General features: G+C 68.2%; 11 protein-coding genes. 2 read left to right on the forward strand and 9 right to left on the reverse strand.

Annotation, left to right across the window (positions count from 1 at the left end):
• Nucleotides 1–40 precede the first annotated feature (40 nt).
• The 8 genes from ACXYMW_RS09205 to ACXYMW_RS09240 form a co-directional block, all read right to left on the reverse strand.
• On the reverse strand, nucleotides 41–2,221 hold the full coding sequence (locus tag ACXYMW_RS09205; RefSeq protein ID WP_459035020.1) for a hypothetical protein: 2,181 nt from the start codon (nucleotides 2,219–2,221) through the stop codon (nucleotides 41–43).
• Between the two features lie 1,326 nt (nucleotides 2,222–3,547).
• Nucleotides 3,548–4,291: a hypothetical protein gene (locus ACXYMW_RS09210; protein ID WP_459035021.1), complete on the reverse strand. Its 744-nt coding sequence runs from the start codon at nucleotides 4,289–4,291 to the stop codon at nucleotides 3,548–3,550.
• A gap of 25 nt (nucleotides 4,292–4,316) precedes the next feature.
• Nucleotides 4,317–5,492: a CaiB/BaiF CoA transferase family protein gene (locus ACXYMW_RS09215; protein WP_459035022.1), complete on the reverse strand. Its 1,176-nt coding sequence runs from the start codon at nucleotides 5,490–5,492 to the stop codon at nucleotides 4,317–4,319.
• A 23-nt stretch (nucleotides 5,493–5,515) separates the two neighbouring features.
• Nucleotides 5,516–6,292 carry an enoyl-CoA hydratase/isomerase family protein gene (locus ACXYMW_RS09220; protein WP_459035023.1) on the reverse strand — a complete coding sequence of 259 codons (777 nt, stop codon included), beginning with the start codon at nucleotides 6,290–6,292 and terminating at the stop codon, nucleotides 5,516–5,518.
• Nucleotides 6,289–7,569: a TRAP transporter large permease gene (locus ACXYMW_RS09225; protein WP_459035024.1), complete on the reverse strand. Its 1,281-nt coding sequence runs from the start codon at nucleotides 7,567–7,569 to the stop codon at nucleotides 6,289–6,291. Before ACXYMW_RS09225 ends, ACXYMW_RS09220 begins: the two co-directional genes overlap by 4 nt.
• Entirely contained in the window at nucleotides 7,569–8,132 is a 564-nt protein-coding gene (locus ACXYMW_RS09230) for a TRAP transporter small permease (RefSeq protein ID WP_459035025.1), read from the reverse strand. The genes ACXYMW_RS09225 and ACXYMW_RS09230 overlap by 1 nt, the downstream gene beginning before the upstream one ends.
• A 129-nt stretch (nucleotides 8,133–8,261) precedes the next feature.
• On the reverse strand, nucleotides 8,262–9,206 hold the full coding sequence (locus tag ACXYMW_RS09235) for a TRAP transporter substrate-binding protein (RefSeq protein WP_459035026.1): 945 nt from the start codon (nucleotides 9,204–9,206) through the stop codon (nucleotides 8,262–8,264).
• A gap of 148 nt (nucleotides 9,207–9,354) precedes the next feature.
• Entirely contained in the window at nucleotides 9,355–10,542 is a 1,188-nt protein-coding gene (locus ACXYMW_RS09240; protein ID WP_459035027.1) for a pyridoxal-phosphate-dependent aminotransferase family protein, read from the reverse strand.
• A 141-nt stretch (nucleotides 10,543–10,683) separates the two neighbouring features.
• On the opposite strand from ACXYMW_RS09240, the gene ACXYMW_RS09245 reads away from it, so the two are divergent.
• A complete protein-coding gene (locus ACXYMW_RS09245) occupies nucleotides 10,684–13,599 on the forward strand; it encodes an FAD-binding and (Fe-S)-binding domain-containing protein (protein ID WP_459035028.1) in 2,916 nt (971 codons plus the stop codon).
• Nucleotides 13,596–14,288, forward strand: coding sequence for a GntR family transcriptional regulator (locus tag ACXYMW_RS09250; protein ID WP_459035029.1), 693 nt, complete (start codon nucleotides 13,596–13,598; stop codon nucleotides 14,286–14,288). Before ACXYMW_RS09245 ends, ACXYMW_RS09250 begins: the two co-directional genes overlap by 4 nt.
• 215 nt (nucleotides 14,289–14,503) lie before the next feature.
• On the opposite strand, the gene ACXYMW_RS09255 is transcribed toward ACXYMW_RS09250, so the two are convergent.
• Nucleotides 14,504–15,739, reverse strand: a complete 1,236-nt coding sequence (locus ACXYMW_RS09255; RefSeq protein WP_459035030.1) for an MFS transporter — start codon at nucleotides 15,737–15,739, stop codon at nucleotides 14,504–14,506.
• Nucleotides 15,740–15,946 lie beyond the last annotated feature (207 nt).

Below are 15,946 nucleotides of genomic sequence, written 5' to 3' on the forward strand. Positions count from 1 at the left end.
AACGGGGGCAGCGCGGTCTATACCCGCACCGCCCCCGACGTCATTTGATCCGGGTCAGGACCGCCTCGTGATCCTCGAGAATGACGCGCAGCGTATCCACCATTCCGTCGTATTCGAGGGTGTTGATCAATCCGCGATACCTGTGAGGCGTCCGCATTTCCCAAGTATGGCAGGACCCGGGCGCAACGCCTTCCTTCATGTCCGGGGGGATTACGTCGTTGCCCTGGTCATCCCAGAAGATCACGGTCTGCATGCCGCCATTCCCTGGCGTGACGCAACCGCTTCCCCGCATGCGCTTGGCGCTCAGGACATCCCGAACCTGACTGACATGGATCCGTTGCTTGGGGGGATAGTTTCGCACGCCGATCATGTGCGAGACCTTTCCGTCCGCAAAGGCATCACCGTTGCCCTGTGCGACCTGCAGGACAATGGTATCCTCGTAATCGTCGATCTTTCTCCGTGCTGCGACGGCCATCAGCTGCACATCGGGGCTGGTGTTCCCCGTCTCCTGGATTGCCCGGCCGACATATTCTTCGCCGCCCAGGTTGGAGGTCCAGTCGAGGATTTTGGGCTCATCCGTCAGCGGCCCCTGCAACCCGTATCCCAGGAACCTGTACCCTTCGGCCTTCAGGCGGGAGACAGCGTCGCCGGCATCCATCCCGAGCTCGTAGCCCAGAATGGCCGGCAACACGCCGCCGCCGGCAGACATGAACTCCGGCACCTCCGACGGAGCACGTGCAAGAGCTTGCGCCTTCGTCTTCGTTTCCGCGTCTTCGCGCCCGCCGGCCTGGGCCCATTCGAAGCCCTTTTGCAGCCGCTCGTGAAGCGTTGCGTGATCCATGAATTTGACAGTGATCCTCGACACCAACCCTTCGGGCGAGTGGGAAACCTCGATCAGGTTGCTGTATCCGGTGTCCCGATACTCTCGGGCCATCGATCCGCAGCCGGGCTGGGCCGCCTCATCGAGACCCATGCGGTCGCCGAGATTGTTCGACGCGGAGAAGAACACCGTGCTCGTTCGGCGCTCCTCGAGGGTACAAGACATCTCGAAGGTTCGCTCGACCCATGCCCGGGCGTCGTCTTTCGTCACGTCCGAGTTGGTCTCGGCCAGGTCGAAATACGCGGTCACCTCGAAGACGCGACTGGTTTCGATGCCGATGCCCCCGGACGGATCGACTTCGGACCCGACGACGTACGTGCCCAGGACCCCGTTGTCGAACTTGGACTGGGCGGCGAAAGAGGTTTGCAAAGCGGGCGTGCGCGTGGCCGCGGTTGTCAGCACTCTCTCGGCCACCGCCCGGGCCGTGCGCTCGTATCCCGGGTGCAGGGCAAGCTCGGCCGAGCTGTCCTCGAATTTGGGGTTCCCGCGGATCTTCCCTTCGCGGGTGAAGAACGCGCCGTTGTTGTCCCGGAACCAGGTCACCGCTTCGCGCCGTGTCATGGGAATCTTGAACCCCTCATGGGGCACCGGAAACTTGCTGGTCAGCAGGCCATCAAGCAGCTCGGCGGCCGCCTCACCGCGCGGGTCCCGGGACAGGATCTCGTTGATCGGGTCCTCCCCGGGGGCAAGGTCCGCCGGCGCCTTGTTCGCGGGGGCCGCCTCGTCTTCCATCGGAGGAACTTCGATCCCCATCGCCGCGGCGTGAATGCGCGCGCTGAAGCCGTTCGCCTGCACGGTCTCCATGACGAAAGCGCGTCCCGCTTCGTCCTGACCGAAGGCCACGGCGACCGTGGACGCTCGCCCATCGCCGTCGAAGACTTCGTGGACGCTGGCCTCCGGCATCGGATCGAGGCCATTCAGAACGGTGGAGCAATCCGCCTCCGCGATCAGGGAGCCGCCCGCGCCGTAGTGGAACACGAACCCGATCTCGGGGTCCTGGCAGCTGATGACCTCCCCGTACTTCGCCGTCAGCGCTGCCTCAGCCTGTTCGAGTCGGCCCGGCTCCTGGTAGCGCAGGGCCGCCGCACGGAACACGGTACCGACCGCCCCGCCTTCGGAAGCGCTGTCGACGATGACGATCTCATCCCCGCCCGCCCGCTCGAACATGGTGCGGGTCCCGAGAACGGTGCCATCCTCGAGCGTCAGATCCATGCTTCCGAGAGCGTCGTACCCTGTCAGCGATGCGCGAACGTCGGCCAGGGTCATCCCGGTGGTGATGTCCGCCACCACGCGAGGCTTGGCGCCAAACTGGTATGCGTCTTCGCTGGCGAGTGCAGGCATTCCGAGGGCAATCAGGCAGCTTACCGGAAGAAGTATTCGGTGGCCGTACGTCCAAGTTCCAAAGGTCATTCCAAATCCTGACTGATGTCTTGGCCGGCATATACGTCACCGATTCTGTCATTTTGTAGGCGCATCCGGCACTGAGCGCGCCAAGCTGCGGGATCATCCAAATGGGCACACCATGCGTATTCGGCGGTCTCTCCCGCGGCATACGCGATCAGATGGGGCCGGAAACGTGCCACATCGGCAATCGAGGCGCCCGATTTGCCGTCAGGCCCCGAAATACCCTGTCCGCACCCTGAAATGCCTTCCCGGAAAGTTGCCTCGACGGGCCGTCAAGGCGTCCCAGGTCATCCGCACGTCAACGTAGGTTGCCCAAATGCGATACTTAACTTGATAAACGCGATACTTCCCTTGTTTCTCGCGATACTCAACCTGACATTTTTCTTACGCGTTTTCGGATTTCCTGCCTGAAGCCGGCCTTGGAGCGGGGTTTCTCGCACCCTGGAATCGGGAAATAGATGCGGGAGTTGTCGAGGCGCGTTGTCCGGGCCGCCGATGCCGAAGGGTCCGGCCCGTATCGCAATGAACACGCGCGGTGGGCTGCCGTCATTGCGGTGTTTCCATGCTAGGAAATCCGGTGCAGATGTCCGCAGGAACTCGTCCCCATTAAGCCGCGGGCAGGGTCTCACTGGCTTAGGCGCGCGGATCTGAAGTGCCGGCTCCTGAAAACAAGGCCCCCTGCGAAACCGAGTAAGATTTTTCGAGAACGTCGTACGAAAAATGTTGAGTTTGCCCGAGCCGGGCAGGCGGCCCCGGAGGCCCCAATCTCACGTTCGATATTTTTCTTACGTTTCTGCCCAAACGCGATACTTAATTAAGAAGTAACGGGGAGAGACCTCACAGAACAGCTTCAGGCAACCCTTCCGCGAACCCGCAGGGTTTCCTGCGCCCAAAGACGGGCGGCTCTGCATCGCACGCCCCTATTCATGACAGAAGTCATTCCAAGCGGCGAAACGATTTCACCAGACGTGCTCAGACGATGTCTGACCACCGAGAATGAACCGAGCACTCGTCGCGCCGTCCCGAGAACGAGACCGATCCCGGCCTGTGCGGCAGGGGCATCCCCGCCCAAGGGGCAGGTTCAACGTGAAGACCGCGGCCGAGACCCTGGGCGTCTCCTGCTCGAACCTGCATGCTCGGATAAGCGGGCCGTTGTCGCTCAGGGCGACAGCAAACGATCGATCACCACCGCCCCGGGGACGCAATCTTGGTCGCGTCGCCGGGCCGCCGTTCTGCGGTCGCCGGGGTCCCGGCGGGGGCGGATCAGTCCGGTCCGCCGAGCGTCAGCGTCACCGTGCCGAGCCCGTCGATCCGCGCTTCGATATGCTGACCCGGCCGCACCGGGGCGATGGGGTGCAGCGACCCGGTGAGGATCCATTGTCCGTGGCCGAGCCCGCCGCAATGCCCGCCCACCATACGCACCAGAGCCGCCAGCGAGTCGAATGCCGAGCCATGCGGCACGGTGGCCGGGCCCGAGAGGATCCCGGTGCCGTCGACCGCGATGACGGTCTCGACAGTGCCGAAATCGCGCCCGTCCCAGCCGTCCAGCGGCGTGGCGCAGATCAGCGCCTCGTTGGCCTGCAGGTCCGCCAGCTTGGCGAAGGGCTGCTCGGCGGCCGGGCCGGTCAAACGCTGCGCCACCAACTCGATCACCGCGGCCGGGCGCACCGCGGCGCGCAGGCGCGTCTCGAACTCCGCATCCTCAGGCGCCGGCAGCGGCCCCACGACCTGGAAGGCCACCTCGAGCTCCAGCCCCACCGGGCCGGGCACCGGGACCCAGGCGCCGCCGTCGAAAAGCCGCGGCACGGGGATCGGCGCCATCGTCCGGCCCGACCCCGGCGCGCCGGAGATCTTGAACCCCGCCGGCGGACCCACCGCCTCGGTCAGCGCCTGGTGCACCGCATAGGCCTCGTCCGCCGTCTCGGGCAGCGGCCCGTCGGGGGCGAAGGTTGACCGGGCGCGATGCGCGGCGATCAGGCCCCGGGTGAAGTCCGAGAGATCCGGCATGGCCGTCCTTTCCGTGCGCGGTGGGTCAGGCGCCAATCAGCGCGCCCTGCGCGATCAGCGCGTCGATGCGGTCGGGCGCGTAGCCGTGCTCGGCCAGGATCTCGCGGCCATGCTGGCCCAGGACCGGCGCGGCGCGGGCGACCCCGCCCGGGGTCTCGCCGAACTTCACCGGCAGGCCGATGGCGCGGGTCGTCCCGGCGACCGGGTGCTCGGTCTCGACGATCATCTCGCGCGCCAGCGCCTGCGGGTCGCGGTGCATCTCGTTGATCGACAGGACCGGGCCGGCGGGCAGGCCCACCGCCTCCATCCGCGCCAGCCAATCCTCCGTCGTGCGCTTCGTCAGATGCGCCTCGAGCAGCGGCACCAGTTCGCTCAGGTGGTCCATCCGGTCGCGGTTGCTGGCAAAGCGCGGGTCGGCGCCGAGCTCGGTCGCGTCGATGGCCTCGAGCAGCCGCAGCCAGTTGCGCTGGTTCGCGGCGCCCACGTTGATCCAGCCATCGGCGGTGCGGAAGGACTGGTAGGGCGCGTTCAGCGGGTGGCCCGATCCCAGCGGTTCCGGCACCTGCCCGGTGGCGAAGGCGATGGCCGATTGCCAATAGGTCAGCGTGATCCCGGCCTCGAAGAGCGAGGTGTCGACGGTCTGGCCCTGCCCGGTCTTCTGGGCGTGGCTGTAGGCGGCGATGATGCCCATGGCGGCGATGATGCCCGCGGTGATGTCGGAGATCGGCGCGCCGGGCTTCACCGGCGGCCGGCCCGGCCCCTCGCCGGTGATCGACATCAGCCCGGACATGCCCTGCGCGATCAGGTCGAACCCGCCGCGATCGGCATAGGGCCCGGTGCGGCCGAAGCCCGAGATCGCGCAGTAGACGAGCTTCGGATTGACCTCGCGCAGGCTCTCGTAGGACAGGCCGAGCTTGGCCATCGTGTCGATGCGGTAATTCTCGATCACCACGTCGGCATCGGCCAGCAGGGTGCGCAGCGCCTCGACCCCGCCCGCGTCCTTGAGGTTCAGCGCGATGCCCCGCTTGTTGCGGTTCATCATCAGGTAGGCGGCGCTTTCGCCGTTGATGTCGGGCGGCAGGAAGCGACGGCTGTCGTCGCCGTCGGGCTTCTCCACCTTGATCACGTCGGCGCCCATGTCGGCCAGCATCATGCCGGCGGCGGGGCCGGCCATGATATGCGCCAGCTCGACCACCTTCATCCCCTGGAGGGGGCCCTGCCCGGTCATTTGCCCTGCCATTCCGGCGCGCGCTTGCCGAGGAAGGCCTCGAGCCCGTGGCGGAAATCCTCGCTCATGTAGCACAGGGTGATGAGGTCGGAATCCTCCACCTCGATCGCCGCGCGGTTGCGGCGCAGCGCCTCCTTGGTGGCGCGCAGCGTCAGCGGCGCCATGCCGCCGACCTGCTGCGCGAGCTCCGCGGCGCGCGCCATCAGCGCCGCCTCGTCCGCCAGCACCTCGGTGACGAGCCCGGTCGACAGCGCCTCCTCGGCCTCCATCAGCCGCGCGGTGAAGATCATCTCGCGCGTCCGCCCGGCGCCCAAGAGCTCGCTCAGCCGGGCGAGGTTGGCGGCGTTCAGGCAATTGCCCAGCGTGCGCGCGATCGGAAAGCCGAATTTCAGCCGCGCGCTGGCGATGCGGATGTCGCAGGCCGCGGCGATCGAGGCGCCGCCGCCGGTGCAGGCGCCGTGCACCGCCGCGATGGTCGGCAGCGGGCACTTCTCCACCGCGTCGAGCACGTCGTTGATCCGCGCCTCGTAGTCGAGCGCGTCCTGCGCCGTCTCGAAGGCGCGGAACTGCGTCATGTCGGTGCCGGCGGCGAAGGCCTTGCCGCCGGCGCCGTGGATCACCACCGCGCGGACCGAGCCGTCGGTGGGCACCGCGCCGCAGTGCGCCGCGAGGGCCTCGTACATCGCGAAGGTCATCGCATTGCGCGCTTCCGGACGATTGAAGGTGATCCAGAGCGTCCCGTCGCGGGTCTCTGCGCGAATGTCGTCGGTCATCTGTAGAAGTACTCCACGAGGAAGAGCGGAATGGAGGGCACGTAGGTGCAGACCATCAGCACCGCGAGCAGCACCAGGACGAACCAGATGTTCACCTTGGAGACCGCCCAGATATTGGCCCGCGCCACCGCGCAGCTGGTGATCAGCACCGAGGCGACCGGCGGCGTCTGCTGACCGATGGCGAGGTTCAGCGTGACCACGAGGCCGAAATGCACCGGGTCGATGCCCGCGGCGTTGATCAGCGGAATGACGATCGGCACCACCAGGATGATCGCCGCCGCCGAGTGCAGGAAGAAGCCCACGATCAGGAAGAAGAAGTTCAGGATCAGCAGGATCAGCCATTGCTGGGAGGTGATGTCGAGGATCGCCCGGGCGATCTCCTGCGGGACCTGGGCGCGGGTCAGGAAGCCGCCCATCAGGTAGGAGGCCGCCACCAGCAGCATGACGACCGCGGTCTGCATGCCGCCGTCGAGCAGCGCGCGGCGCAGATGCCCGAGGTCAAGGTTGCGGTACCAGGCCGACACGACCAGCGCCGCGATCACCGCCAGGCCCGCGGCCTCGGTCGCGGTGACGTAGCCGCCGAAGATGCCGCCGAGGATGATCACCGGCAGGGTGAAGGCCGGCAGCGCGTCCACGAAGGTCTCGCGCAGGCGCGGCATGTTGAACGCCTCTTCGGTCGGCAGGTTGTAGCGCCGGGCGAAGACGTAGGCCACGAACATCAGGCCCGCCGCGCCGATCAGGCCGGGCACCACGCCGGCCACGAAGAGCTGCTCGACAGAGGTGTTGGACGAGGCGGCGTAGAGGATCATCGGGATCGACGGCGGGATGATGATCGCCAGCGAGGCCGAGGACGAGGTGACCGCCGCCGACAGCTCCTTGGTGTAGCCGCGCTTCTTCATCTGCGGAATCAGGATGGAGCCCATCGCCGCCACGTCGGCCACCGCCGAGCCGGAGATCTCGGCAAAGAACAGCGACACGCCGATGTTGACCATGGCGAGGCCGCCGCGCACGAAGCCGATGATCGCCGAGACGAAGTTGATCAGCCGGTCGGTGATGCCGCCGGCATTCATGATGGCGCCGGCCAGCACGAACATCGGGATGGCGATCAGCGAGAAGCTGGTGGCGCCCGAATACATGTCGAGCGCGATGGTCACGAGGGAGTTCATGCCCTCATAGGCCAGAAGGCCCAGCACGCCGGCCACCGCGAGCGCCACTGCGATCGGCACGTTGACGCAGATCAGCGCGACCAGCGCCAGGAAAATCAGGAACATCAGCATCAGCGGCTGCCCTCGAGACGGTGGGACTGCTTTTCGAGCTCGGCGTCGACCTCTTCCTCGATCTCGGCATGTTCGAGCGAGATGCCGGCGCGGGTGCTGCGCCAGTAATCGGGCAGGCTCAGAAGCTGGCAGAGGATGAAGAGCACCGCGCCCAGCGGGATCACGGATTGGGTGAATTGCACGGGCACCCAGGTCAGCGAGACCAGGTAGCTGCCCTGCAGCACGTCGAGCACCCGGAAGCCGGCCCAGGCCATGGTGAGGAAGAAGACCAGGATCACCGCCTCGCCGATCAGCACCGAGACCATCCGCGCCCGCACCGGGAGCAGCAGCAGCACGGTGTCGAAGCCGATATGGCGCCGCTTCAGCGCCGCCAGCGCCGAGCCGTAATAGGTGATCCAGGCCAGCATGATCGCCGCCACCTCGTCGTACCACGAGAAGCTGCTGCCGGCGAGCCGGGCCACGACGGCCACGATGACGACGCTGGTCAACAGCACCATCAGGAACACCGTGAAGGCCTCGAGGATCAGGCCCATGATTTCGGAAAGTCGGTTGATCTGGTTCATGTCACCTACCGGGTCGAGCGGCCGCAATCGCGGACACCGCGGCAACAGCGCGGCGTCCGCAACGCGGCCTCTCTTTGTGCGAAGTCGCCCGGCCGCGCGGGGCCGGGCGGGTGTCGCCGTGGCGAAGGGTCAGCTGGACTCGCCGAGTCCCAGCACCTGCTCGATCATCTCGCCGCCGCCCTCGACCTCGGCCGCGAAGGCATCGTAGATCGGCTTGGAGGCTTCGATGAAGGCGTCCTTGTCGGCCTCGTTCACCTCGACGCCGGCATCCTTGATGACCTGCAGCAGCTCGGTCTCGAGCTCGGCGGCCTTCTCGTAGGTGAAGTCCTGGCTGGAGGCGGCGCAGTCCGACAGGATGGTCTTGACCTCGTCCGGCCAGCCGTCCCACTGCCCCTTGGAGGTCAGGATGTAGGCCGGCGTGTAGACGTGGCCGGTGATCGAGAGGTATTCCTGCACTTCCTGGAACTTGGCCGAGGCAATCTGGGCGTAGGGGTTTTCCTGGCCGTCGATCACGCCGGTCTGCAGCGCGGTGAACACGTCCGAGAACGACATCGGCGTCGGGTTGGCACCGTATTGCTGGAACATCTTCACCCGCCAGGTGCCGTTCGGGGTGCGCAGCTTCACGCCCTTCAGGTCGTCCGGCACGTTGATCGGGCGCACGTTGTTGGTGATGTGGCGGAAGCCGTTCTCGGCGAGACCGACGATGTGGTAGCCGTTCTCGTTGGCCGCGGCCTGGAAATCCTCCATCATCTCGCCCTGCACGCGGCGCATGTGGTCGCGGTCCTTGATGATGTAGGGCATCTCGAAGACGCCGAAGGTCTCGTCGACCGAGGACATCACCGAGGACGGCAGCGCGAAGGCGACCTGGTTCAGCTTCAGCTTCTGCAGCAGCTCCTGGTCCGAGCCGAGCTGCGACGAGCCGAAGGTCTGGACCTCGACGGCATCGCCGCCGGCGTCGTTCACGCAGGCCGCGAAATTGTCGACCGAAGCCTCGAACAGCGAGCCCGGATTGCCGACATGGCCGAATCTCAGGGTCGTCTCCGCCGCCATGGCCTGGCCGGCACAGAGGGCCATGACGGCCGCGCCTGCAAGATACTTTTTCATCTCTTGGTACTCCTCCCTTAGCGTATCCAAAGACTTCTTTGGTGACCGTCGCGCGCCGAAGCGCGCGACGCCTGCTCCCCGCGCGCTTGCCGCGCGCTTGTCTCCTGCCCTGCGCGAATTACTCGGCGGCCGCCTTCTGTCCTCCCTTGGCCGCAGACAGCGCCTCCATCGCCGCCTGCACGCCGCCCTTGCTGTGCGGCACGCCGGCATCCCCGAGACCCATTTCCACGCCGCCCAGCGTGCCGATCAGCATCAGGTCGTTGAAATCGCCCAGATGTCCGATGCGGAAGACCCGGTCCGCGACCTTGGACAGGCCGTTGCCGAGCGACAGGTCGTAATTCTCCAGGGTGGTCCGGCGGAAGGCGTCGGCGGAATGCCCCTCGGGCATCATCACCGCCGTCAGCACGCCGGAATACTGCGCCGGGTTGGCGCAGAGCACCTCGAGCCCCCAGGCCTCGACCGCGGCGCGCGTCGCTGCGGCGTGACGGGCATGGCGGGCAAAGACGTTCTCCATCCCCTCCTCGCGCAGCATCTCGATGGCCTCGTTGAGACCGTAGAGCATGTTGGTCGCCGGGGTGTAGGGGAAATAGCCGGTCTTGTTGGGGCCGAGCATCTCCGACCAGTCCCAGTAGGAGCGCGGCAGCGTCGCCGATTTCGACGCCTCGAGCGCCTTGGCGCTGAGGGCGTTGAAGGACAGGCCCGGCGGCAGCATCAGGCCCTTCTGCGACCCGGTCACGGTGACGTCGACGCCCCAATCGTCATGCGCATAGGGGATCGAGGCCAGGCCCGAGATCGTGTCGACCATGAACAGCGCCGGGTGGCCGGCGGCGTCGATGGCCTTGCGGATGTCGGCGATGGGCGAGACCGACCCGGTCGAGGTCTCGTTGTGGACCACGCAGACCGCCTTGATCTCGTGGTTTTTGTCCTCGCGCAGCCGCGCCTCGATCCGCTCGGGATCGGCACCGCCGCGCCAGTCGCCCTCGATGAATTCGGGCTTCAGGCCCAGCCGCTCGGCCAGCGCCTTCCACAGGGTGGCGAAATGGCCGGTCTCGTACATCAGCACGGTGTCGCCGGGCGACAGCGTGTTGACCAGCGCCGCCTCCCAGGCGCCGGTGCCCGAGGCCGGGTAGATGACCACGTCGCCTTCGGTGCCGAAGACCCATTTCATGCCGTCGAGCGCGGCCTTGCCGACCGCGGCGAAGGCGGGCCCCCGGTGGTCCATGACCGGCATGTCCATCGCGCGCAGGATGCGGTCCGGCGTGTTCGACGGTCCCGGAATTTGCAGAAAGTGGCGTCCAGCCGGCATCTCTCTCTCCCCTTGCCCGCTCCGGTCCGTTTCTGGGTGCGGCGCTGCCGACCCACCGTGGCGGATTGACGGAATGTGATTATGAATTCATTATTCAAGTCAAGGATGATTTACCGCTCACCTGCAATTCGGGACAGATTCATGCTCACACAGGGGCTCAGATCGCGCCTTGCCTCCGGTCTCGAAGGCGAGGTGATGTTCGACGACTTCTCCCGCGGACGCTACGCCACCGACGCGTCGCATTACCAGATCATGCCGGCCGCGGTGGCGACCCCGCGCAGCGATTCGGACATCGCGCTGGCGCTCGATGCGGCGCGCGAGAGCGGCCTGCCGCTGACCATGCGCGGCGGCGGCACCTCGCAATGCGGCCAGACCATCAACAGCGGCCTGATCCTCGACTGCTCGCGCCACCTGACCGGCATCCTGGAGCTCGACGTGGCGGGCCGGCGGGCGTTGGTGCAGCCGGGGATCGTGCTCGACGAGCTCAACCGTCAGCTGAAGCCGCACGGCCTTTGGTTCCCGGTCGACGTCTCCACCGCCTCGCGCGCCACGATCGGCGGGATGACGGCCAACAATTCCTGCGGCGCGCGTTCGCTGCGCTACGGCACGACGCGCGATAATGTCATCTCGATCAAGGGCTTGCTGGCCGACGGCACGCCGTTCGATTTCGGCCCCGGGTCCGAGAACCACGTCCCCGAAGAGATGCTGGCCCGGCTCTCCGCGCTCGGCAGCCGCGAGGCCGAGGAGATCGCCGCGCGGTTCTCCAAGGTGCAGCGCCGCGTCGGCGGCTACAATCTCGACGCGCTGGTGCCGGGCAGCCGGCCGCTCAACCTTGCGCATCTGCTGGTGGGCTCAGAGGGCACGCTCGCCATCTCCACCGCGATCGAGATCAAGCTCTCCCCCCTGCCCCCCGCGGACCGCGTGCAGGGCGTCTGCCACTTCCCGACCTTCCGCGCCGCCATGGAGGCCGCGCAGCACCTGGTGAAGCTCGGCCCCACCCAGGTCGAACTGGTGGACCGCACGATGCTCGACCTGGCGCGCCAGATCCCGATCTTCGTGCCGACGCTCGAGGCCTTCGTGAAGGGCAACCCGGCGGCGCTGCTCTTCGTCGAATTCGCCGATTCGCCCGACGAGAACCGCGAGAAGATGCGCAACCTCGAGGACACGATGGCGGGCCTCGGCTACGCCTTCGGCGCCGGCGGCGAGCGCGAGGGCGGCGTCGTCGAGGTCTCCGATGCCAAGCTCATCGGCGATATCGGCGAGCTGCGGAAATCCGGCCTCAACATCATGATGTCGATGAAGGATCAGGGCAAACCGGTCTCCTTCGTCGAGGATGCGGCGGTGCCGCTGGAACACCTGGCCGACTACACCGACCGGCTGACCGCGGTGTTCCACAAGCACGGCACCGAGGGCACCTGGTACGCCCATGCCTCCGAGGGCTGCCTGCATGTCCGCCCGGTGCTGAACCTGCGGCTCGAGAAGGACGTGAAGGCGATGCGCGCCATCGCCGAGGAAGCCTTCGAGATGGTGCGCGAATACAAGGGCTCGCATTCCGGCGAGCACGGCGACGGCATCGTGCGCTCGGAATTCCATGAAAAGATGTTCGGGCCCCGGCTGGTGCGCGCCTTCGGCGAGGTCAAGGACACCTTCGACCCGACCCGCCTGCTCAACCCGGGCAAGATCGTCGAGCCGCCGAAGATGGACGACCGCAGCCTGCTGCGCTACCCGGCCGATTACCGCTTCGCCGATCTCGAGACCGGGTTCGACTGGTCGGCCTGGTCCGGCGCCTCGGGCGGGTTCCAGGGCGCCATCGAGATGTGCAACAACAACGGCGCCTGCCGCAAGCTCAAGGGCGGCGCCATGTGCCCCTCCTACCGGGTGACCCGGAACGAGAAGGACGTGACCCGCGGCCGCGCCAATTCGCTGCGACTGGCGCTGTCGGGCAAGCTCGGCCCCGACGCGCTGATGCGCCCCGAGATGGCCGAGACGATGAAGCTCTGCGTCGGCTGCAAGGCCTGCCAGCGCGAATGCCCGACCGGCGTCGACATGGCCAAGATGAAGACCGAGGTGCTCTACCAGCGCGGCCGCAAGCAGGGCTATTCGCTGAAAGACAAGCTGATCGCGACGATGCCGCGCTATGCCCGCACCGCGGTGGCGCTGCGCGCGCTCTTCCACCTGCGCAACCGGGTGCCGCTGGTGGCCCGGCTGGCCGAGCGCATCACCGGCATCTCGGCGCGCCGGTCGCTGCCGGTGTTCCGCGGCGACTTCTTCCGCGAGCGCGAGATCGCCGCGGCGCCCACGGGCGCCGGCGACAAGGAGGTCGTGCTCTTCGCCGACACCTTCAACCGCTGGATGGATCCCGAGATCCCGCGCGCCGCGCTGAACGTGCTGATCCGCGCCGGCTACACTGTGCACGCCGCCGGCCCGCTCAAGGGCCGCCCGCTCTGTTGCGGCCGCACCTATCTCGCCGCGGGGATGATCGACGAGGCACGCTACGAGGCCAAGCGCACGCTGGCCGCGCTCCTGCCGCATATCGAGGCCGGCCGGCCGATCGTCGGGCTCGAGCCGTCCTGCCTGCTGACCCTGCGCGACGAGTTCAAGGCGCTGCTGCCCGGCGCCGACACACGGCGGCTGGCCGAGAGCGCGCTGCTCTTCGAGGAGTTCGTCGCCCGCGAAACCCGCGCCGGGCGCATGGTGCTCGACACCAGGGCGCTCGCCGGGAAGGCCTATGTGCACGGCCATTGCCACCAGAAGGCGGCGGGGGTGATGGGCGACATGGGCGCGGCGCTTGGCCTCGTCGACGGGCTCCGGCCCGAGACCATCGAATCCTCGTGCTGCGGCATGGCCGGGGCCTTCGGCTACGACGCCGAGACCATCGACACGTCGCTGGCGATGGGCGAGCTGTCGCTGCTGCCGGCGGTGCGCGCCGCCGAGGCCGACGCGCTGATGGTGGCCAACGGCACGTCCTGCCGCCACCAGATCGCCGACGGCACCGGCCGGCGGGCGCTGCACATCGCGCAGGTGCTCGACGCCGCCAGCGCGGAGGCCCCCGCATGACGGCCGAGCCGGGCCCGGCGCCGCTGGCCAGCGCGGCGGCGCCCTTCGCGGCCCCGGCCCTCGCCGTGCGCCTGGCCGAGGCGCTGCGCGCCAAGATCCTCGAGGGCGAGCTGCCCGAGGGCGAGAAGGTCCGCGAGGTCGCCCTGACGCAGGAATTCGGCGTCTCGCGCACGCCCCTGCGCGAGGCGATGAAGATGCTGGCCGCGGAGGGCCTGATCGAGCTCATTCCCAATCGCGGCGCCATCGTCAGCCGGCAATCCGAGGCAGAGCTTGCGGAGGCCTTCCCGGTGCTCGCCGCGCTGGAGCGGCTCGCCGGCGAATTCGCCGCGCGCAACGCCACCGAAGAGGACATCGCCCGCATCGAGGAGATGACCGAGCAGCTGCGCGGCACCGTAGAAGCCGGCGACCGCCATGCCTATTTCCAGCTCAACTACGCCATCCACAGCTTCATCCTGACCGCCGGGCGCAACCAGACCCTGATGCGCACGCATTCGACCGTCGCCACCCGGATCTACCGCGCCCGCTACCAGGCGAACCTGTCGAAGGCGCGCTGGCAGACCGCGCTCGACGAACACCGCGAGATCGCCCGCGCGCTGCGCGCCCGCGACGCGGCGCGGCTCGGCGCGCTGCTGCACGATCACCTGATGGCCACGCTCGCCTCGGTGATCGCCGGCCGCAGCCCCGGCTGACGCGGCGCCCAGATCCGAGCGCTCCCAGAGCAAGGAAACAAGGTCCCGTCCCTCGGCGTCCGAATGCAGGCGGGGATGAAAGGCAGCCGGATGAGGCGGTAAACGCCTCAAGCCCAGCCCTGAAGAGTGACGTTCTTCCTTTGGGATCGGGCTGCCAACGGCTTGTGCGGGGTTCGCGAAGCCAAATCCGGGGCGCGCTTTCCCTGCGACGGCGATCAGGCCACGCTGTCGTAATGGCGGTGGCCGGCGCCTTCCGAGACCATCCGGCTCAGCGCCAGGAGCGCCAGGCAGGCGAGGCCCGCCATCGCCACGCCGGCCCAGAGCACCGCCTCGGCCGAGCGCGTCATCAGCGCCGCGAAGGCGGCCGGCGCCAGCGCATTGGCCAGGTCGGTCGGGCGTGCCAGCCGGCCGAGCCGCAGCCCGTAATTGAACGAGCCGAAGATGTGGAAGGGCAGCGCCGGGCGCAGGATGCCCAGAAGCCCCGCCGGCAGCCCGTAAAGCACCGCCGAGAGCGCGGCGAGCCAGCCCGGCACCGGCAGGCCCAGCACCGCGCAGACCATGAGCGGCGCGAGGCTGAGCGGCAGCGCCACATGCACGATGCGCGCCAGCTTCATGCGCGAAAGCCGGGCGCCGAGCGCCACGTCGCAGCCGCGGCTCGCCAGATAGGCGAGGCCCATCAGCGCCCCGGCCCAGACTGCCGCGTCGCGCGGCGTGCCGAGCGCCACGAAGAGATCGATGGCGACGATGGCGATGGCGGTGCCCAGCGACGCCGTCAGCACCTGCACCGCGGCCAGCAGCGCGAAGGCCCGGCCGGCGGCCTCGGGCGCGACATGGGCGGGGCTCGGGGCGCGCGCCGGCTGCCCCGCGGCGGCGGCACTGCCGTGGCGCCGGGCAAGCCACAGATGCACCGGCAGGCCCAGCCCCAGCGTCGCCGCGGCGTAGAGCCGGCAGAGCGCGCGCCAGTCCATCGCCGTGAGCAGCCATTCGGAGAGCGGCCAGAACACCGTGGAACTGAGCCCGGTGGCCAGCGTCAGCAGCCCGATGGCGCGGTAGGCTCCGGCCCCGGCGACCTGCGTGATGCCGTTATAGGCGGCGGTGGCGAGGCCGAGATGCATGCCGATGCCGAACAGCACCCACGCCGCCAGATAGCCGTGCGGTCCGGTGGCCAGCGACAGCGCGACGAGCGCCGCGGCCAGCACCGGCGTGCCCAGGCACAGCACCCGTAGGCCGCCGATCCGGTCGGCCAGCCGCCCCGCCAGCGGCGCCGCCACCGCGCCGGTCAGGAACATCACCGTGGTGCCGCCATAGACCGCCGCGTTCGACAGGCCGAGATCGCCGCGCACATGGGTGGCGATCACTCCGATCAACGAGATCGAGCTGCCCCAGCCCAGTGTCTGCGTCAGCATCAGGAGCGCGATCTGGCCGAGGGGCAATCCGGGGCGGGGCGGCATGCCGGTCTCCGTGCTGGCAGGCATTGTGCGGGCGGGGGCGCGACGGGCCCGCACGGACAGGCGGGACCTCCGGGCCACGGTAGGCCGCGCGCCCCCCCGCCGCACCGCCCGGCGGCGCGCCGGCACGGCAGGATCTGTCGAAATGCCGGGCCCTGCGGCAAGAAATACCGTGCCCGCAGCGCGGGAACGCGCGCGGGGCGCCGGAAC

Source organism: Roseivivax sp. CAU 1761 (assembly GCF_054482755.1).